The sequence below is a fragment of the Streptomyces sp. CNH189 genome (assembly GCF_000527195.1).
Genome location: NZ_AZUS01000021.1, coordinates 22,432 through 41,631, shown reverse-complemented (window position 1 = coordinate 41,631; position 19,200 = coordinate 22,432). Strand labels below are relative to the sequence as shown.

15 protein-coding genes are annotated in these 19,200 nt (G+C 74.7%); 8 read left to right on the top strand and 7 right to left on the bottom strand.

Annotated features, from left to right (window positions below; all coding sequences use genetic code 11):
• The first annotated feature begins 33 nt into the window (after positions 1–33).
• Entirely contained in the window at positions 34–1,533 is a 1,500-nt protein-coding gene (locus B100_RS0125840; protein WP_024887314.1) for an SCO1417 family PLP biosynthesis transcription factor, read from the top strand.
• A 333-nt stretch (positions 1,534–1,866) separates the two neighbouring features.
• On the opposite strand, the gene B100_RS0125835 is transcribed toward B100_RS0125840, so the two are convergent.
• Both B100_RS0125835 and B100_RS0125830 read right to left on the bottom strand, forming a co-directional pair.
• Positions 1,867–3,576, bottom strand: coding sequence for a membrane protein (locus B100_RS0125835; protein WP_024887313.1), 1,710 nt, complete (start codon positions 3,574–3,576; stop codon positions 1,867–1,869).
• Between the two features lie 49 nt (positions 3,577–3,625).
• Positions 3,626–3,820 (bottom strand): hypothetical protein, encoded by a 195-nt coding sequence (locus tag B100_RS0125830; RefSeq protein WP_024887312.1) that lies wholly within the window; start codon positions 3,818–3,820, stop codon positions 3,626–3,628.
• A gap of 265 nt (positions 3,821–4,085) precedes the next feature.
• On the opposite strand from B100_RS0125830, the gene B100_RS0125825 reads away from it, so the two are divergent.
• Positions 4,086–4,478, top strand: coding sequence for an ankyrin repeat domain-containing protein (locus B100_RS0125825; protein ID WP_024887311.1), 393 nt, complete (start codon positions 4,086–4,088; stop codon positions 4,476–4,478).
• A gap of 300 nt (positions 4,479–4,778) precedes the next feature.
• Positions 4,779–6,197, top strand: coding sequence for a hypothetical protein (locus tag B100_RS0125820; protein WP_024887310.1), 1,419 nt, complete (start codon positions 4,779–4,781; stop codon positions 6,195–6,197).
• A 141-nt stretch (positions 6,198–6,338) separates the two neighbouring features.
• Here the strand turns inward: B100_RS0125820 and B100_RS0125815 are convergent, their stop codons facing one another.
• Genes B100_RS0125815 through B100_RS0125795 form a run of 5 tightly spaced genes read right to left on the bottom strand, consistent with a single transcriptional unit; the run spans position 6,339 to position 10,818 of the window.
• Positions 6,339–7,217, bottom strand: a complete 879-nt coding sequence (locus tag B100_RS0125815; protein ID WP_024887309.1) for a 5-oxoprolinase subunit C family protein — start codon at positions 7,215–7,217, stop codon at positions 6,339–6,341.
• Positions 7,214–7,843 (bottom strand): 5-oxoprolinase subunit B family protein, encoded by a 630-nt coding sequence (locus tag B100_RS0125810; RefSeq protein ID WP_024887308.1) that lies wholly within the window; start codon positions 7,841–7,843, stop codon positions 7,214–7,216. Before B100_RS0125810 ends, B100_RS0125815 begins: the two co-directional genes overlap by 4 nt.
• On the bottom strand, positions 7,840–8,598 hold the full coding sequence (locus B100_RS0125805) for a 5-oxoprolinase subunit PxpA (RefSeq protein WP_024887307.1): 759 nt from the start codon (positions 8,596–8,598) through the stop codon (positions 7,840–7,842). The genes B100_RS0125810 and B100_RS0125805 overlap by 4 nt, the downstream gene beginning before the upstream one ends.
• A 40-nt stretch (positions 8,599–8,638) precedes the next feature.
• Positions 8,639–9,502 (bottom strand): putative hydro-lyase, encoded by an 864-nt coding sequence (locus tag B100_RS0125800; protein WP_024887306.1) that lies wholly within the window; start codon positions 9,500–9,502, stop codon positions 8,639–8,641.
• On the bottom strand, positions 9,499–10,818 hold the full coding sequence (locus B100_RS0125795; protein ID WP_024887305.1) for an MFS transporter: 1,320 nt from the start codon (positions 10,816–10,818) through the stop codon (positions 9,499–9,501). Before B100_RS0125795 ends, B100_RS0125800 begins: the two co-directional genes overlap by 4 nt.
• 135 nt (positions 10,819–10,953) lie before the next feature.
• On the opposite strand from B100_RS0125795, the gene B100_RS0125790 reads away from it, so the two are divergent.
• The 5 genes from B100_RS0125790 to B100_RS0125770 all read left to right on the top strand — a co-directional run bounded on the left by B100_RS0125790 (position 10,954) and on the right by B100_RS0125770 (position 19,148).
• A complete protein-coding gene (locus B100_RS0125790; RefSeq protein WP_024887304.1) occupies positions 10,954–11,646 on the top strand; it encodes a GntR family transcriptional regulator in 693 nt (230 codons plus the stop codon).
• A gap of 223 nt (positions 11,647–11,869) precedes the next feature.
• A complete protein-coding gene (locus B100_RS0125785; RefSeq protein WP_024887303.1) occupies positions 11,870–13,396 on the top strand; it encodes a hypothetical protein in 1,527 nt (508 codons plus the stop codon).
• Entirely contained in the window at positions 13,393–13,608 is a 216-nt protein-coding gene (locus B100_RS0125780; RefSeq protein ID WP_024887302.1) for a hypothetical protein, read from the top strand. The genes B100_RS0125785 and B100_RS0125780 overlap by 4 nt, the downstream gene beginning before the upstream one ends.
• Positions 13,605–14,486: a hypothetical protein gene (locus B100_RS0125775; RefSeq protein WP_024887301.1), complete on the top strand. Its 882-nt coding sequence runs from the start codon at positions 13,605–13,607 to the stop codon at positions 14,484–14,486. Before B100_RS0125780 ends, B100_RS0125775 begins: the two co-directional genes overlap by 4 nt.
• Before the next feature lie 33 nt (positions 14,487–14,519).
• Complete coding sequence (locus B100_RS0125770) at positions 14,520–19,148, top strand: hypothetical protein (protein WP_024887300.1); 4,629 nt, start codon at positions 14,520–14,522, stop codon at positions 19,146–19,148.
• The last annotated feature ends 52 nt before the right edge of the window (positions 19,149–19,200 follow it).

Sequence of the window (19,200 nt, the reverse complement as noted above, 5' to 3'; positions counted from 1 at the left end):
CATGGCCAATCCGGGGAAGGTGGACTGATTCGAATGGCGCAGTGGACTTCCGCAGTGGGTGCGGCCCAGCTGGCCCGGCTGCTCAACTCCCAGCAGGACCGTCCGGCGGGCTCCGGGACCCGGCGGCCGCCCGCCTACCGTGCCCTCGCCGACGGCATCCGGCTGCTGGTTCTCGAAGGCCGGGTGCCGGTCGCCGCGCGGCTGCCCGCCGAACGGGAACTGGCCCTCGCCCTCTCCGTGAGCCGCACCACCGTGGCCGCGGCATACGAGGCGCTGCGCGGTGAGGGCTTCCTCGAGTCACGGCGCGGCGCCGGCAGCTGGACCGCCGTCCCGGCCGGCAACCCGGTCCCGGCACGGGGGCTGGAGCCGCTGCCGCCCGAGGCCCTGGGCTCCATGATCGACCTCGGCTGCGCCGCGCTGCCCGCCCCCGAGCCCTGGCTCACCCGGGCCGTCCAGGGCGCGCTGGAGGAGCTCCCGCCGTACGCGCACACCCACGGCGACTATCCGGCCGGGCTGCCCGCGCTGCGCGCGATGATCGCGGACCGCTACACCGCGCGGGGCATCGCCACCATGCCCGAGCAGATCATGGTCACGACCGGCGCGATGGGCGCCATCGACGCCATCTGCCACCTCTTCGGCGGACGCGGCGAACGGATCGCCGTCGAGTCGCCCTCCTACGCGAACATCCTCCAGCTGATGCGCGAGGCCGGCGCCCGGCTCGTCCCCGTCGCGATGGCCGAGGGCCTGTCCGGCTGGGACCTGGACCGCTGGCGCCAGGTGCTGCGCGAGGCGGCCCCGCGCATCGCCTACGTCGTCGCCGACTTCCACAACCCGACCGGGGCGCTCGCCGGCGAGGACCAGCGGCGCGGGCTGGTGGATGCGGCCCGCTCGGCCGGCACGGTGCTGGTCGCCGACGAGACGATGAGCGAGCTGTGGCTGGACGAGGACGTGGAGATGCCGCGTCCGGTGTGCGCGTTCGACCCGGCGGGGTCCACCGTGATCACGGTCGGCTCGGCGAGCAAGGCGTTCTGGGCCGGGATGCGCATCGGCTGGGTGCGCGCCGCGCCGGACGTGATCCGCAGCCTCGTCGCCGCCCGCGCCTACGCCGACCTCGGCACGCCCGTCCTGGAGCAGCTCGCCGTGAACTGGCTGTTCGGCACCGGTGGCTGGGAGCAGGCGGTGGAAGTGCGGCGCACCCAGGCGCGGCAGAACCGCGACGAACTGGTGGCCGCCGTACGCCGGGAACTGCCCGACTGGGAGTTCGAGGTGCCCGGCGGCGGCCTCACCCTCTGGGTACGCACCGGGGGCCTGTCCGGCTCGCGGCTGGCGGAGGCGGGGGAGCGGGTCGGCGTGCGCGTGCCGTCGGGGCCGCGCTTCGGGGTGGACGGCGCGTTCGAAGGGTATGTGCGGCTGCCGTTCACGGTGGGAGGCGCGGTCGCCGACGAGGCGGCCACCCGCCTGGCGGCGGCGGCCCGCATCGTCGAAACGGGCGGCACGACGGGCACGGAAACCCCCCGCACGTTCGTCGCGTAACGCGGCAACGCCCTCAGGGACGCGGGGAACTGCGCGACCGGCCGCGGACGGCCCGCACCCGGCATCCGACGTTGCCCGGCACCTCGTTGTCGGTGAGGCCCGCCGGAGGGGGTGCCGTCTGCGCCCACCCGTGCCGCCCTGCGGCACGCCTGCCCGCAGACGGCGACGGTGCCGACAGCCCCTCCAGGGGCGCGGGGAACTGCGCGACCAGCCACGAATCGAGCCGCACCCGGCGCCCGCCCGTGCCCGGCACCTCGTTGGCCGTGAAGCCCGCAGACGGCGGCGGTGCCGGCGATCCATTCAGGGGCGCGGGGGACTGCGCGACCGGCGGCGTCACGAGGAGGATTCCGCCACCGCCGTACCCTCGGGTGCCGGACGCGCGGGCACCGTCTCCGCGTCCGTCTCCGCCACCAGCGCCGCAGCCGCGACCTTCTCCGTCGCCGCCTTGTCCAGACGTACGGCCTCCGGCACCGGCCCCTGCTCCGCCGCCGCGGTCTCCAGCAGCTCCGGCTCCTCGTCCGCCGGCGTGGTCCGGGGCGGCAGCAGGTCCAGGACCGCCTGGCGGTGGGCGTCGCTGGTCGCGTCGTCGTACGGGTCCGGGGTCGCCGGGACCTGCAGGCGGTGGACCGGTCCCGTGCCCAGACGGGCGTAGCCGCGCCCCGGCGGCATCTGGTCGACCGGGGTGGTGTGCGGGGGCGCCCCGAGCACGGTCTCCAGCTGCTCCGTCGTCGCGGGCCCGAGGACGACGCGCGCGCGGGTGTGCTGCCGCACCGGGCCCGCCAGGGCCTCCAGACCGTCGAACTGCTCCGCGACCACCACGGTGACGTTCGCGGCGCGGCCGTGCCGCAGTGGCGCCTGGAGCAGGGACTGCGGGTCCGTGCGGTCGTCCGCCGCGGCGAGGTGGGTGAACACACCGGGCCGGTCCAGCAGCAGCCACAGGGGACGCCGCGTGTCCTCGGGCGGCGGGTCGCCCGCCTGGTGCGCCCGGTCGGCGGCGGCCATCCGGCGCTCGGTCTCGGAGGCCGCCCATTCCAGGCTGGTCAGCGCCCCCGTCAGACCGCATTCGACGGCGAGCACGCCGTCCCGGCCGGTGAGGCAGGCGTACTCGCCGGTCCCGCCGCCGTCCACGATCACCACGTCGCCGTGGTGCAGGGCCTGCAGGGCGATGGAGCGCAGCAGCGTCGAGGTGCCGCTGCCCGGCTGGCCGACCGCCAGCAGGTGCGGCTCCGTGGAGCGGATGCCCGTGCGCCACACCACGGGCGGCACGTCGCGCTGCTCCTCGCCGTGGGCGCCGTGGGTGAGCGGCAGCGTCCGCTGCACGCGCGTGGGGTCGGTGAAGCCGAGGACCGTCTCGCCGGGGGCCGTGACGAAGGGCTGCGCTGCGATGTCCGTGGGCAGCGGAGCGAGGACGCGGACGGTGAGCTGGTTGGCTTCCTCGTCCCATCCGAAGTGGTACTCGCGGCCGCGTCCGCACTTGGCGCCGAGCAGATGCTCGATACGCGCGCGGGACGCCGTTTCGGCGTCCGTGAAGTACGCGGGGTAGGAGATCACCAGGTGCGCGAGACGGCCGGTGCCGTCGAACTCGTACTCGGAGAAGACCTTCCCCCAGTCGCCCCCGTGGAAGTAGAGCGGCTCGGGGTCGTCGGCCGTCGAGAAGTAGGGCACCAGGGCCTCGTACAGCGACTTCAGGCGCTGCAACTGCCCCGGGGCGGGCCCGGCGGGTGCCGCGGATGTGCGGTCCCGGCCGTGCCAGGCCGCCGCCGCCATCAGGGTGACGACGGCGAGCAGCGGACCGTACGGTGCGAGCGCCACCCCCAGCAGCACCGCTGCCACGGAGAGGAGCAGCGCCCCGCGCCGCTCCTTGGGCGTCTCGACCCACCTGCGCCGTCCGGCCGAGGCCAGCCGGCGCAGCCCGCGCGTGATGGTGATCAGCGGGTGGAGGACGTCCGTGGCGCTGTCGGCCGCCGTCCTGGCCAGCTCCCGGCTCCGGGCGAGCTGGGCGCTGCCGTTGCTGAGGATGCGGGGGAGGGGGCGCCGGGCCACAACTGTCTCCAGAGGGTGCGTACGGGCGGGCTGGGCGTGGTGGGGCGGGTCAGAACTTGAACCCGCCCAGCAGACCGGCGAGGCTCTCGCCGCCCGCCTTGATGCTCGGGGCGATGGCCGTGCTGGCCAGATAGAAGCCGAAGAGCATCGCCACCAGGGCGTGCGACAGCTTCAGTCCGTCCTTGCGGAAGAAGACGAAGACGACGATGCCGAGCAGCACCACGCATGAGATCGAGATGATCATGTGAGTTCTCCTGGTTCGCGGGGGACAGCAGTCACCATGAGTACTTCCCTGATCACAGAATGTATCTATACGATAAAAGGTGCAACTGGGTGGAAATCCATCACCCGCGTCCTCGCGGGGACCTACCGTGATCTTTACCTCGGGCAGATCAGGTCATGTGCCACCCGAGCCAGTACCCTGGCGATTCACCCGTACGGCTGCGCCCCGCGCAGACGTACGCCCTGTTCCCGATGCGTGAACCCGTGCAGTGAGAGGCGGTCCGGCGATGACAGAAGCCCCCGACCCGGAGGTCGTGGAGCTGGCGACCAAGATCTTCGATCTGGCCCGGCGCGGCCGCACCGACGAGCTGATCGCCTACGTCGACGCGGGCGTCCCCGCCGACCTCACCAACGACCGCGGCGACTCGCTCGTGATGCTCGCCGCCTACCACGGTCACGCCGAGGCGGTCCGTGCCCTGCTGGCGCGCGGCGCCGACGCCGACCGCGTCAACGACCGCGGCCAGACGCCACTCGCGGGAGCGGTCTTCAAGGGTGAGACCGACGTCGCCAAGGCGCTGCTGGAGGCCGGCGCCGACCCCTCCGCCGGGACACCGTCGGCCGCCGACACGGCCCGGATGTTCGCCCGCACGGAGCTTCTCGAGCTCTTCGAAGATCGCTGAGACACGCGCTCCGACCAGCGACGACAACGAAAACGGGGGAGGCGGTACAGGGCCGCCGAAATTTCGGTCGCGGTAGATGTGACCGCCGGGTCATCATGACGACGTGATTCACGGACGCGATGGCTGGGCAGGTGTTGCCGCACCGCGCGGGCCGTGACGCGGTCCGCATGGGCCACCGACGAGAGGCAGAGAGAGATGGTCTACAGCGAGCAGGAAACGGCGGGCGCCCCGACGTGCTGTCACGCGGCCAGGTAATGCAGGTCCCCGGTTGCGTCGACGCTTGATGTGAGGCTGTTTCCCATGTTCGATCCGGTCATAGCGCCCAGCGGTACGCTGCTCGGCCTGCTCCAGCGGGGCCGCGGCGACGGCACGCTGCACGCGCTCACCGCCCCCCGCTCCGAGGCGCTGGCGGCGTTGAACCACTGCGTGCTGCGCGACCCGCGCCACGACTGGCAGGTGGAGAACCGCTCCCTCTACTACGCCCGCCTCTACCTCGACCTTCACGGCGGACTCGACGCCATCGAGGCCCACCTCTTCGACCCCGAGGACATTCTCGACACCGACGAGTCACGCACCGGACTGGCCCTGGCCGTCCTCGGCCACCTCGCCTCCTACGGGCGGCAGGACGCGCTCCACCTGTTGCGCAGGTACGCCGCCCAGGGCACCAACTGGGCCTGGGCGCTGGACGAACTGGCCCTCCGGGACGACGACGCGGGCCTGCGCGCCCTCGCCGCCCCGGTGCTTGCGCGGTTCGCCACCGACCCCGAGGGCGAGGCCGAACTGGCCGCGACCGTGCGCGACGCCTTCGAACCACGGCCCTGGCGGCTGTGGGCCGACGACCCGCGCCCCACCGTCTCCGCGCGCGTACGCGCCGCCCAGGAGGCCGGCTCCTTCGACCGTTGGCAACGGCAGATGCGTCCCACCGGGCCTCGCCCCGGCTGGAGCGTCCAGGCCGTGTTCGAGTGGGCCCAGCAGGGCATGGACCGCGGTGCCGCGCTGCACGTGCCGGCCGCCCGCTGCCTGTCCGCCGTGGCCGGGCCCGAGGACCGGCCCGAGATCGTGCTGGCCGCCCAGGACGGCACCGACGGGGCCCGGTGCACGGCCCTGCGCTATCTCGCCGACAGCAACGATCCCGACGTCCTCGACCTGATCGAGGCCGCCGTGACCACCGGCACGACGGCCGTTGTGGAGGCCGCCGTCGACGCCTTCGAACGCATGCGCAGCATGGCCGCCGTGGAACGCGCCCGGGGCTGGGCCCACCGGCCCGACGCGCTGGGCGAGGCCGCCGGGCGGGTGCTCGCCTGCCGGGGAGGCGCCCGGGACCGCGACCTGGTCCTCGCGGCACTGCGCGAGTCCGTACGGGGCGAGGGCCCCGACGCGACGACCTTGTGGACCCTCGTCGACGGCGCCGGACGCCTCGGCATCGTCTGCGCGGCCCCCGTGCTGCGCCACATCTACCGCGAGACCGCCTCCTCCCATCTGCGCGGCCGGGCAGCCCGGGCCCTCGCCGCCACCGATCCCTCCTTCGCCACCGGCTTCGCCGTCGAATGCCTCTGGGACTGCGAGGAGACCACCCGCGAGATCGCCGCCCGGCACGCCGAGACCGGCGACACCCGCGTCGTCGACCGCCTCCGCCGTCTGGCCGCCGACCCGGCGGAGGAGGCCGAGGTCCAGACCGCGGTCCGCAGCAGGATCGGCCCCGAGGAGACCGCTGTCTGACTCCGGGACTCCACAAACGCCGGACGGGCTGCATGTCAGCCCGTCCGGCGTTTGAGGACGAGGCCCGCCAAGACCGTCAAAAGGGTCTGAGGGCGCGGCCCCCGGGGTCGGGACGGGAAGGGGCGGCGGGGGCGGGAGAACTCAGAAACCCCCGCGCCCCCTCGCGACGACGAACCGCACCGGCGTCCTCGGCCGAGCCTGCGCCGCCGCCGGCAGATCCACCGCGTGCACCACGCCGATCACCGGATACCCCCCGGTCGTCGGATGATCGGCAAGAAAGATCACCGGCGTCCCCGCCGGCGGCACCTGCACCGCCCCCAGCACCACGCCCTCACTGGGCAGCTCCTCGTGCCAGGCCCGCTCCAGCACCGGCCCCGTGGTCCGCAGCCCGATGCGGTTGCTCGCCGGGGAGACGCGGAAGGTGCCGGACGTGAACCGGCGCAGCGCCCCCGCCGTGAACCAGTCGTCGCGCGGACCGGGCGTCACGCGGAGGACGAGCTCGGCGGGCGGCGCCGGCTGCGGGGCCACGTCGACGCGCGCGTGGAGGCCCGTCGGCGTCCCGAGCGGCAGCACCGTGCCGTCCGTGAGCGGCGTCGGGCCGAGGCCGGAGAGCAGGTCCGTGGAGCGGCTGCCGAGCACCGGATCGACGGCGACGCCCCCGGACACGGCCACGTACGACCGCACGCCGTGATCCGCGGGTCCGACGTCGAGGACGGCCCCCGCGCGCACCCGCACCGGCGCACCCCACGCGGCCGGACGCCCGTCCACCGTCACCCGGCAGGGCGCCCCGGTGACCGCGACCGTGACGGTCGAACGCGGGCGCACGGAACAGCCGTCGAGGGTGGTCTCCAGGACGGCCGCGTCCGGGCCGTTGCCGGCCAGCCGGTTGGCGAGCGCGGCCGCGGGACCGTCCAGCGCACCGGAGCGGGGGACACCGAGGTGGGCGTGGCCGGGCCGGCCGCGGTCCTGCACGGTGGTCAGGGCTCCCGCCCGTACGACGGAGAGCGCGCGGTCCGTCATGTCACCGGCTCCGTCGCGCCCACGGGGACGAAACGCACGCGCGTGCCGGGCGAGAGCAGCGCGGCGGGCGCCCGGGTGTGGTCCCACAGGACGAGGCCGGTCGTGCCGATCAGCTGCCAGCCGCCGGGGGAGGAGCGCGGGTAGACGCCCGTGTACGGGCCCGCCAGCGCGACCGAGCCGGCCGGGACGGACGTGCGCGGCGCCGCCCGGCGGGGCACCTCGTAGCGGGCGGGAAGCCCGGTGAGGTAGCCGAAACCGGGGGCGAACCCACAGAACGCGACGCGGAAGTCGGTGGCCGCGTGGATGCGGGCCACCTCGGGGACGGAGACGCCCCAGTGCGCCGCGACGTCCGCCAGGTCCGGGCCGTCGTAGCGCACCGGGATCGCGACCGTCTCCGCCGGGCGCGGCGGCGCGGGCGGCACGGGCCGTGAGGTGAGTTCGGCGGCCAGTCCGGCGGGGTCGGGCAGGCCGTCGAGGAGGACCGTGCGGGCCGCCGGGACGATCTCGCGGGCCGTCAGCGACCCCTCCGCGCGGCGGCGCAGCAGCTCGGCGAGGAGGGCCTGCGCCTCCTCGCCCGAGGCGACCTCGACGAGCAGCGCGTCCTCACCGACGGGCAGCGTCCTCATACGAAGGCCTCCACACGCACACCGGACGTCTCCAGGGCGTCCCGTACGCGCCGTGCCAGGTCCACCGCGCCCGGGGTGTCGCCGTGCAGGCACAGGGAGCGGGCCCGCATCCCGATCCGCCGCCCCGACCGTGCGACGACCTCCCCGCGCCGGGCCAGGTCCACCGACCGCGCGAGGACGGCGCCGGGGTCGGTGACCAGAGCGCCCTCCTCGCCGCGCGGCACCAGCGTCCCCTCGTCGGTGTACGCGCGGTCGGCGAACGCCTCCTCGACCGCCGGGAGCCCCGCCTTCCCGGCCAGCTCCAGCAGCCGTGAGCCGGGCAGGCCAAGAACTGGCAGCGTGGGGTCGGCGAGGACCACCCCGTCGACCACCGCGCGGGCCTGCTCCTCGTCCCGTACCGCCCGGTTGTAGAGCGCGCCGTGCGGCTTGACGTACGCCACGTGGCTCCCGGCCGCGCGGGCGAACACCTCCAGCGCGCCGATCTGATAGGCCACCTCGGCCGTCAGCTCGGCGGGCGGCACGTCCATCGGGCGCCGCCCGAACCCCGCCAGGTCCCGGTAGGAGACCTGGGCGCCGATCCGTACCCCGCGCGCGGCGGCGAGCTCGCACACCCGGCGCATGGTGGGCGCGTCCCCGGCGTGGAAACCGCAGGCCACGTTGGCGCTGGTCACCACCGACAACAGCTGTTCGTCGTCGGTGAGCCGCCAGTGGCCGAAGCCCTCGCCGAGGTCGGCGTTCAGATCGATCGAGGTCATGGATCCTTCGTTTCTCTCCTGCTGGTGCCGCGCGGGCCGGTCAGACCACGCGGAACTGCTCGTCCCGGGCGTCGCCGAGGAACATCCGGCCCGGGGCGTGGGTGATCGCGAACGGCGGACGGGACGCCACGACCGCCGCCTGCGGGGTCACCCCGCACGCCCAGAACACCGGGATGTCGTCCGGGGCGAGGTCCACCGGGTCGCCGAAGTCGGGACGGGCCAGATCGTCGATGCCCAGCCCGAACGGGTCGCCGCAGTGCACCGGGCCGCCGTGCACCGCCGGCATCAGACTGCTCTCCCGGATCGCCGCCGACAGGTGCGCGGGCGGCACCGGCCGCATCGACACCACCATCGGACCACTCATCCGCCCCGCCGGCCGGCACTGCCAACTCGTCACGTACATCGGAACGTTCCGGCCCTGCTCCAGGTGCCGCAGCGGAACACCGGCCGCCGCCAGCGCCCACTCGAACGTGAAGCTGCAGCCGATGAGGAACGACACCAGGTCGCCGCGCCAGTACGCCCGCACGTCCGTCGGCTCGTCCACCAGCCGGCCGTGCTCCCACACCCGGTAGCGCGGCAGATCGGTGCGCAGGTCGGCGTCGGCGGCGAGCACAGTGGTGGTGGAACCGGCGTCGGTGACGTCGAGGACCGGGCACGGGCGGGGGTTGCGCTGGCAGAACAGCAGCACGTCGTAGGCCCAGTCGGCGGGCACGGAGACCAGGTTGGCCTGGGTGTACCCGGCGGCCACGCCGGCCGTGGGGATCGCCAGGCCCTCCCGGAACCGGGCACGGGCCGTCCGCGGGCTCCACGCGCGCGTGGCGTCGTCGGCGAGGACCACGGGGCGGTCGTCCACGGCGGTGCGTTCGCCGACGGCGGTGGCCACGCTGTCGTCGGCGGTATTCACTCCAGCTCCTTCCCGCGCGTCTCCGGCAGCCCCAGCAGCGCCACCGCCGCCAGGCCGTACCCGATCGCGCCGAAGATCAGGGCCCCGCCCACGCCCCAGCTGTCGGCCAGGAAACCGACGGTGGTGGGGAAGACGGCGCCCACGGCGCGCCCGGTGTTGTAGGTGAAGCCCTGTCCGGTGCCGCGCACCGCCGTCGGGTACAGCTCGCTCAGGTACGAGCCGAAGCCGCTGAAGATGGCCGACATGCAGAACCCGAGCGGGAAACCGAGCACCAGGACCAGGGTGTCGGCCCCGCTCGGGATGTTCGTGTACGCCACGATGCACACCGCCGACAGCAGGGCGAACAGCCAGATGTTGCGTCGGCGGCCCAGCCGGTCGGTGAGGTATCCGCCCGTCAGGTAGCCGAGGAAGGCACCGGAGATCAGGAAGGTGAGGTAGCCGCCGGTGCCGACGACCGACAGGTCACGCTCGGACTTCAGGTAGGTCGGCACCCAGGTGGCGAGGGTGTAGTAGCCGCCCTGCACGCCGGTGGAGAGCAGAACGGCGAACAGCGTGGTGCGCAGCAGGCCGGGGGAACCCTCACGGGCCGGCTGGAAGATCGCCGTGAACGCACCCGTCCGGGGGCTCCGCTCCCGCGCGGCGGCCGCCTCCGGGGCGTCGCGCACGCTACGCCGCACCCACACCACGAGCAGCGCGGGCAGCGCGCCGGTCCAGAACATCACGCGCCAGGCCAGATCGCCGTCGACCAGTGAGAAGACGGCCGTGTACACGATCACGGCCAGGGCCCAGCCGACGGCCCAGGCGCTCTGTACCGCGCCGAGGGTGCGGCCCCGGTGCCGGGCGCCGGCGTACTCGGCGACCAGGATCGCGCCGACGGCCCACTCGCCGCCGAACCCGAGGCCCTGGAGCGCCCGGAAGACCAGCAGCGTCTCGTAGTTGGGTGCGAATCCGCAGGCCACGGTGAACACGGCGTAGGTGATCACCGTCAGCAGCAGCGCCCTGACCCGGCCGATGCGGTCCGCCAGCACGCCCGCGACGGCCCCGCCGACCGCGGAGACGAGCAGGGTCACGGTCGTCAGCAGGCCGGTCTGGCCGCTGTTCAGACCGAAGTACGCCGACAGCGCGACCATCGTCAACGGCAGCGTGAAGTAGTCGTACGAATCCAGGGCATAGCCGCCGAACGCGCCGCCGAAGGCGCGGCGGCCGCGCGGGCCCAGCGCCCGCAGCCAGCCGAACGCCCCGTCCTCGGAGGGAGGTTCGGGCTTGACGGGGCGTGGTGCGTCGGTCAGGGCGCGCGATGGAGGGGTCGTGCTCATGGGCACCTCGCAGAGGGGGACGGGAGGGTGCGGGGAAGAGTGAGCCGTGCCACTGCCCAAGCAAGGTAGAGGATCGTTGAACGATCCTTCAATACCCCTGTTGTTTCATCCTTCCGGGTGCGCTTGAATTCCGGCATGGCAGAGCAGATGAGCGGACTGGCCGACGACCGCGCCCTGTTGGGCCGCACCAGCACCGCCGAGCGCGTCGCGGACATCCTCAGGAGCCGCATCGCCGAGGGGTACTTCCCGCCCGGGACACGCTTGTCGGAGGACAGCATCGGCGGCGCCCTCGGGGTCTCCCGCAACACGCTGCGCGAGGCGTTCCGGCTGCTCACACACGAGCGGCTGCTCGTCCACGAGCTCAACCGGGGTGTGTTCGTCCGGGTCCTGACCGTCGAGGACGTCGAGGACATCTACCGCACCCGCAGGCTCGTCGAGTGCGCCGTCGTACGCGGTCTCGGCGAACCGCCCTACGCCCTCGACGGGCTCGCCGAGGCGGTCGCGGAGGGGCAGCGGGCGGCGCGCGAAGGCGACTGGAAAGCGGTGGGTACCGCCAACATCCACTTCCACCAGGAGCTGGTCGCCCTGGCCTCCGGCGAGCGCACCGCCGAGCTGATGCGCAGCGTCTTCGCCGAACTGCGGCTCGCCTTCCACGTGGTGGACGAGCCCCAACGGCTGCACGAACCGTACATCGCGCGAAATGTCGAGATCCTCCAGGCTCTTCAGGCGGGCGACCGGGACACGGCCGAGCGACTGCTGGCGTCCTACCTCGACGTCTCACTGGAACGGGTGGTGGAGGTCTACCGGCGCCGCGTGGGCGAGGAGTAGCGGGCACCGGCCGCGCACACGACCGGCCGGCCGACCGGCGACGGCGGTTCCGGGCGCCGGGCGCAGGGCGGTCCGATCGGGGCGGCGTCTCGGAGACGGTCCCGTCGGCGTGGCGCCGAGGACGGTCCGGCCGGGGCGGCGCCGAGGGTGGGCGGCCGGTGAGGCGCCGAGGGCATCTGCCTCGTTTGGGTCGTTGTCGGACCGAGGACCTAGTCTGTGCACCGTGACTTCGCCTGCACCGACGGACAGCGTTCCGCCCCAGCTCAGCGCGGGGCCGCGGCCCGCGCCGGGCCCGGCCGCCGACGAAGGCCTGGCGCGGCGGCTGCGCGCGCTCGCGTGCACCGCGCCGTTGCACGACCTCGACAGCCGCAAGGCCAATCTCGCGGGCGAGTACTCGGTGTACGGCATGGCGGAGATCGCCCTCGCCGCCATCGACCTGGTCACACTCAACATGGACTTCGACACCGGCGCGGACCACGACCAGATCGTCGCCCGGATCGTCCCGCGCGTCGCCGCCCAGGCCCCGGACCGCCCCGCCGCCGAGCACGAGCGGGTGGCCCGCTGGGTCCTGGAGAACCTGATCAACGTCGGCAGCGTGGACCGCGGCTTCCGCGCCGTCTACGGCGTCTTCGGCGCGGACGGCACGTATGTGCGCCGCGACTACGACTTCAAGCTGATCGAAGAGGTCCCGGGCCCCGGCGGCACGGTGTACCTGCGCACCACCGACGAGGCGGTCAACGTCCTGGTCGGCGCCCTCGACACCGACGTCACCAGCGCCCAGATCGCCGCCGAGGTCAAGCTCGAGGTGCTGATCAGCCGGGGCCGGCTCGCCGACGCGCAGCTCGCCGCCGAACAGGCCCGCTACCGCACCGTGCAGTACTCCGAGACCCTGCGCCGCGCCCTGGAGGCCACCCGGCGCAACGTCCGCGCGGTGGACTGGCTCAGCGCCGTGCCCGACATGATCGCCGAAGCGCTCGACCACGTCGCCGACCGCTACCGCCACGAGAACGCGATCCTCACCAACATCCGCAAGGCCCGGGACGAGTCCGAGGACCCCGAGCACAAGCGCCGCGCCGCCGAGCTGGTCGACATCGTCAAGGACTGCATCCGGCGCCACACCCAGCTGCAGTCCCGGCTGCTGGAGGCCGGCCCGCTGTTCCGCGCCGAACAGGACCGGCAGGCCTTCGCCACGCCCGCCGCGACCGCCGGCACCGACCTCTACGGCCAGCTCCTCGCGCCCCTGCTGCCGCTCCCGGTCGAGCAGGCGTCCCGGGTCACCGACGCGTTCTTCGCCCGCGGCACCGGACTGCGCACACCCGTGTCCGTCCGGGTCGCCGACCTCGTCGAGATCCTGCTGACCCCGCCCGTGGAACGTGAGCACCTCGGCGCCGAGATGCCCGAGCCGGACCTGATCGCCACCCCCGACGACAGCCGCTTCAGCGAGGAGCAGTTGGCGGCCGCCACCGAGCTCCTTGACCTGCCGTCCGACGCGCCGCGCCGGCTGTCCGGACTGCTGGCCGACGCCCGCCGCCAGGACCCCGAGCTGCCCTACCTGGTCGCCCTGCTGGCCGTCCACGCCGCCAGCCCGCCGGTCGGCACCGCCTACCGCCAGGGCGAGCGGAAGCTGCTGTTCGCCGTGGACGACGGCACTGACCTGGACGACCCCGAGTTCGGCGGCGCCGACCTCATCGTGGGCACGGCCCTGCTGGACGCGGCCGGCATGGCCGCGGACCGTACGGAGGCGGCATGACCGCCACCGCGGCACCCCGCACCCTCACGGCGGCGCGCCGCGCCGACAGCACTGCGCCCCGCACCCTCACGGCGGTGCGCCGCGCCGGGACGACAGAACCCCGCTCCCTCACCGCGGTGCGCGGTACCGGCACCGGTGCACCCCGCACGCCCACCCCGCCCACCGTCACCCCTCGCATCGACCCTTACCGCACCGAGGAGCACCGACCGTGACCGAGCACGCCGACTGGAGCGAGCCGGAGCCCGCGCCGGCGCCGGCGAGCAACGCCGTCACGCCCGCCGACGCCGCCGACGCGGCCCGGCTCGTCGCCTTCGGCCTCCAGCCCAAGCTGCAGCCCGCCCGCGACCAGGAGTACGCCGACCTGCTGCGCCGCTACCGGGAGGACCCGCCGTTCGCGCGGCTCGCCGACGCCGTGGCCACCGGACTCGGACTGATCGTGCTGGAGGTGTCCCCGCGCGCCGGCATGGCCGTCACCGCAGCCGAGGACTCCGTCTTCGCCGTCCGCATGGGCGACTACGCGCGCCGCACCTCCGCCGACGGCGGCGACCGCTTCCTGCACGGCCTCGCCCACCTCGCCGTCGCCGCCATGGCCTTCCCCCGCCCCGAGGACCTGGCCGACGACGGCTACATCGGGCGCGTCACGGTCAACGGCGTCGACGCCTTCGTCCGCCAGGCCTGCCACCGTCTGGAGGAGCGGGCCGCCGAACAGGGCGAGAACACCGACCCGGTCAGCGAGGCCCCCGGACTCGAGGCCGCCTGGCGGATCTGGGCCCGGCGCAGCTCCACCGGCGCCACCAAGGACGCCCGCCGCCTGGCCGGTTCCACCACCGGCATCGTCGCCAAGGCCGTCTCCTTCCTCACCGACTCCGGCTTCCTCCAGCGCACCGGCGACGACAACGGCGGCACCTACCGCACCACCGCCCGCTACCAGCTCCAGGTCCGCGACATGGCGGGCGGCGCCGCCATGGCCGAACTGCTCGACCTCGGCGTCGTCCCGGTCACCGACGGCACCCCCACCCTGCTGCCCCCCGAGGACGGCGACGCCCTGGACCTGGTCGCCGACGCCGGCCTGCCCTTCCACTCCGCCTGACCCCCACCCCACGAAGCCTCACGAGAGTCCGCCATGTACGAGCTGTCCCGGGTCCGCCTCTACTCCATCGGACCGGCGGGCGCACGCTACGCCGACACCGTGCTCGACCTGCGCGGCGTCGGCGCCACCGTGCCGAACCCGGCGCCGACGCAGGCGGAGTTCTTCGCGGACGACCCCGTCGGCCCCCCGCGCCGTCCCGCGCCCGCCGGCGTGCTCTTCCTGGAGAACGGCGGCGGCAAGTCCGTCCTGCTGAAGCTGATCTTCTCCGTGATGCTCCCGGGTCACCGCAACACCCTCGGCGGTGCCAGCTCCGGCGTGCTGCGCAAGTTCCTGCTCGCCGACGACTGCGGCCACGTCGCTCTCGAATGGCAGCACGTGCAGACCGGCGAGTGCGTCGTCGTCGGCAAGGCCAGCGAGTGGCGGGGCCGTCAGGTCTCCAACGACCCCCGCAAGTTCGCCGAGGCCTGGTACTCCTTCCGCCCCGGGCCCGGACTCAGCCTGGACGGCCTCCCCGTCGCCGAGGCCACGTCCGTGCGTCCGCCCGTCGAGGGACAGTCCGGCGCGCGCGGCCGGCGCCGCACCATGAAGGGCTTCCGCGACGCACTCACCGAGGCCGGCAAGACCTACCCGCACCTGGAGGTGCACTGGGAGGAGATCCACGAGCGCTGGACCGAGCACCTCGGCGACCTCGGGCTCGACCCGGAACTCTTCCGCTACCAGCGGGAGATGAACGCCGACGAAGGAGAGGCGGCCGGCCTCTTCGCGGTGAAGAAGGACTCCGACTTCACCGACCTGCTGCTGCGCGCCGTCACCGACACCCGCGACACGGACGGACTCGCCGACCTCGTCAGCGGATTCGGCAACAAACTGGGCCGGCGCGCCGAACTCATCGCCGAACGCGACTTCACCGCCGGGTCCGTCGACCTGCTGGGCCGCATCGTCGAGGCCGCCGAGGCCCGCACCCGCGCACGGGACATCCACACCGCCGCCGAACGCCGCACCCGTACCCTGGCCCGCCGGCTCTCCGCGCGCGGCGCCCAGGAGCGGCAGCGCGCGGCCGACCTCGCCCAGCGCGTCACCACGGCCGCGCACGCGGTCACCCACGCCGACACCGCCCGCGGGCACAGCGCGCTCGTCTCCGCCGAACTCGCCTACCGCCATGCCTCCCTGGCACTGGCCGCCGCCGAGAAGTCCGCCGCCGCCCAGAAGCGCGAACTGGCCGATGCCCGCACGCTGTACTCCGCCTGGCAGGCCGCCGAGTCCGTGCTGCGCCACCGCGCCGCCGCCGACCGGGTGACGCGGGTGTCCGCCGCGATCCAGGAGGCCGAGCGGGACGCCGCCCCGGCCCTGGCCGCCCGTGCCAAGGCCGCCGTCGACCTGGTCCGCGCCCTGCACGCGGCCGCGCGGAACGCCGAGAACCACGCCAACGAGGAGGAGGAGCGGTCGGCCGCGCTCCAGGAGGCCGGTGACGCCGCCCACCGCGACTCCACCGCCGCCGCCACCGAGGCGCAGCGCGCCCGCAGTGAGATCGGGCACCTGCGCCAGCGGCTCACGGAGGTCGAGCAGGAGACCGCGGAGGCCGTCCGGGCCGGCTGGCTCGACGACAGCGCGCCCGACGCCGACCCGGCCCGTGCCGCCCTCGCGGCCAGCGACGCCGAGAAGACCGCCGTCGCGGCCTGGGACACCGCGCGGGAGGCCGCCCGCCGGGCCACCGAGCACGCCCGCGAGGCGGCCGCCGCGGAGAGTCGCGCGGAACTCACCGCGGCCCGCGCCGCCGACGCGGCCACGGCGGCCGGGCGCGCCCACGAGAGCGAGCGCCGCACCGCCGAGTCCCTCGCCGCCGAACAGCGGCTGGCCGAGCTGCTGAGCCTGCCGGGCGCCACCGCCGTCCGCCGGACCGTGGTACCGGGCCGGCGCACGGACACCGACACCGCCGCGGACGGACCCCGGGAAGGCGTCCTGACCGGGGAGGAACTCGACCGGTTCGCCGACGAGTTGCGTGAGCTGCTCGACGACGCCGTCTCCTCCGCCGAACGGCAGCTGTTCGACCTGCGCACCGCCGCCGCGGACGACTCCCGGATCCTCGGCGCGCTCGGCGACGGCGGTCTGCTGCCGCCCGGCCCGGACGTGCTGGCGACCGTCGAGTTCCTCGGCGAGCACGGCATCCCCGCCCTTCCCGGCTGGCGCTACCTCGCCCAGGCCGTCGACCCCGCCGACCACGCGCGCGTCCTGGCCGCCCGCCCCGAACTGGTCGACGGCGTCGTCATCACCGACCCGGACTCCCACGTCCGCGCCCGCGAGGCACTGAGCGACGCCGCCCTGCTGCCCCGGTCCGCCGTCGCCGTCGGCACGGCAGCCGCCCTGCTCGCCCCGACGCCCGCGTCCGACGCCGGTGACGTCTTCCTCGTCCCGCCGAACCCGGCCATGCACGACGAGCACGCCGCCGACGAGGAACGGCAGGCGTTGCGCGCCCGCGCCGCCGAGCGGGACGAGGAGATCCGGGCGCTCGCCGCCCGGCTCGGCAAGGACCGCGAGCTGGCCGCGCGGCTCGCCTCCTGGCGCACCGGCTGCCCCGCCGGCCGGCTCACCGAGCTGGCCGTCACGGCCCGGCAGGCACGGGCGTTCGCCGAGGAGGCCGAGGCCGAACTGGCCGAGGCACGCGGCGTACGGGCCGAGGCCGAGGAGGCGGCGGCCGAGGCGGTCCGGGTCCGCGACGAACGCCAGGAGGCCGCCCAGAAGGCCCGGCGCGCCGCCGACGCCCTCGCCGGGCTCGCCTTCCGGCTGCGCGAGCGCGCCGGATGGCAGGCCAAGCTGCGCGAACTGGCCGACGACGCCGCCGAGGCCGAGGCCCGCGCCCAGGCCTGCCTGGAGCGGGCCCGCGCCGCCGACGAGGACCGGCGCGCCGCCCAGCGCGCCGCCGACGACGCCCGGCGCACCGCCCGCACCCTGCGCGCGGAGCGCTCCGAGATCGCCGGCGCCCCCGACGACCTGCCCGAGGAGTCCGACGGCGCCCCGCAGGCGTCCCTGCCCGCCCTGCGGGAGGCCTACCGCGCCGCGTCCCAGCTGTACGAGAAGGTCGGCGTCGGCGCCGACCTGCGCGCCGAACAGGCCCGCGCCGAGAGCGACGAGAGCGCGGCGCGCGCCGAGCTCGACCGGCTGAGCAACAAGGTCCGCACCCGCGCCGAGCAGCTGCTCCGGTCGCCCGACGGGTCCGACGGCCCCAGCCGGCAGGCCGCGGCCGCCCGCGCGGAGGAACTGGTCCAGCTCCTGGAGACCCGCATGTCCGGCGCGAGCGAGCAGCTCGGCCGGCTCCGCGGTGAGGCGGAGCGCCTCGCCCCCGCGGACGGCGAGGCGCACACCGGCCTCCCCGAAGAACTGGTCCCGCGCGACGCCGATCACGCTCAGGTCCTCCTGCGTACCGCCACCACCGAACTCGCCACCCGTGAGGAGGAGTTGAGTCAGGCGCGGGACGCGCACGCCGAACTGCTCGCGGCCCACCGGTCCGCCGAGGACGCGGTCGGCGGCTTCGACGAGATCGCCGCCATGCTGCGCGACCTACTGCGCGAACACACCGTCGAGGAGGAGCAGGAGCAACCCGAGCCCTATCCGGGCGGTCTGGACGACGCCCGGCGCTCCGCCGCCGAGGCCCGCCGCTCGCTGCGCGGCTGCGCCGCCGACCTGTCGGCCGCAGAGGCCGCCGTGCGCGAGGCGAGCGACGTACTGGTCCGGCACGCCAACGCCACCCGATTCGAGCAGGTCCGCACCCCGGCGCGCCAGCAGATCCGGGAACTGCCCGCGTCCGCGCTGCCGGAGCACGCCCAGAAGTGGGCCGACGCCTTCGCCCCCCGGCTCCGGGTGCTCACCGACGAGCTGGAGCAGCTGGAACGCAACCGCGACTCGATCGTGGACCGGCTGCGGGGGCTGGTCGAGTCCGCCCTCGCCACCCTGCGCTCCGCCCAGCGGCTGTCCCGGCTCCCCGAGGGACTGGGGGAGTGGTCGGGGCAGGAGTTCCTGCGCATCCGCTTCGAGGAGCCCGACCAGGCCACCCTGACCGAGCGCCTCGGCGAGGTCATCGACGAGGCGACCCGAGCGGCCGTCAAGAAGAACTCCGACCTGCGGCGGGACGGCATGTCCCTGCTGCTGCGCGGGGTCGCCGCCGCGCTGCGCCCGAAGGGCGTCGCCGTCGAGATCCTCAAGCCCGACGCGGTGCTGCGTGCCGAGCGGGTGCCGGTCGGACAGATGGGCGACGTGTTCTCCGGCGGACAGCTGCTCACCGCCGCCATCGCCCTGTACTGCACGATGGCGGCGCTGCGCTCCAACGACCGGGGCCGGGACAAGCACCGGCACGCCGGCACGCTGTTCCTCGACAACCCCATCGGCCGGGCCAACGCCACCTACCTGCTGGAGCTCCAGCGGGCCGTCGCCGACGCGCTCGGCGTGCAGCTGCTGTACACCACCGGGCTGTTCGACACCACGGCGCTGGCGGAGTTCCCGCTGGTCATCCGGCTGCGCAACGACGCCGACCTCAGGGCGGGCCTGAAGTACATCAGCGTGGAGGAGCATCTGCGGCCCGGGCTTCCCCAGCCCGACCCGGGCGAGGAGACGCACAGCGAGATCACGGCGACCCGCATGTTCAAGCGCCCGGCCCCGGCGACGGGCTGAACGCCGGCCCGGCGCCCGGCCGAACTGCGGCCGGCGCCGGGCACGGTCAAGT

What these genes read in the sequence shown, in the direction of transcription:
- B100_RS0125840 (WP_024887314.1), top strand. Translation starts at nt 34, where the DNA reads ATGGCGCAGTGGACTTCCGCAGTGGGTGCGGCCCAGCTGGCCCGGCTG.
- B100_RS0125830 (WP_024887312.1), bottom strand. Translation starts at nt 3,820, where the DNA reads ATGATCATCTCGATCTCATGCGTGGTGCTGCTCGGCATCGTCGTCTTC.
- B100_RS0125825 (WP_024887311.1), top strand. Translation starts at nt 4,086, where the DNA reads ATGACAGAAGCCCCCGACCCGGAGGTCGTGGAGCTGGCGACCAAGATC.
- B100_RS0125820 (WP_024887310.1), top strand. Translation starts at nt 4,779, where the DNA reads ATGTTCGATCCGGTCATAGCGCCCAGCGGTACGCTGCTCGGCCTGCTC.
- B100_RS0125815 (WP_024887309.1), bottom strand. Translation starts at nt 7,217, where the DNA reads ATGACGGACCGCGCGCTCTCCGTCGTACGGGCGGGAGCCCTGACCACC.
- B100_RS0125810 (WP_024887308.1), bottom strand. Translation starts at nt 7,843, where the DNA reads ATGAGGACGCTGCCCGTCGGTGAGGACGCGCTGCTCGTCGAGGTCGCC.
- B100_RS0125805 (WP_024887307.1), bottom strand. Translation starts at nt 8,598, where the DNA reads ATGACCTCGATCGATCTGAACGCCGACCTCGGCGAGGGCTTCGGCCAC.
- B100_RS0125795 (WP_024887305.1), bottom strand. Translation starts at nt 10,818, where the DNA reads ATGAGCACGACCCCTCCATCGCGCGCCCTGACCGACGCACCACGCCCC.
- B100_RS0125790 (WP_024887304.1), top strand. Translation starts at nt 10,954, where the DNA reads ATGGCAGAGCAGATGAGCGGACTGGCCGACGACCGCGCCCTGTTGGGC.
- B100_RS0125780 (WP_024887302.1), top strand. Translation starts at nt 13,393, where the DNA reads ATGACCGCCACCGCGGCACCCCGCACCCTCACGGCGGCGCGCCGCGCC.
- B100_RS0125770 (WP_024887300.1), top strand. Translation starts at nt 14,520, where the DNA reads ATGTACGAGCTGTCCCGGGTCCGCCTCTACTCCATCGGACCGGCGGGC.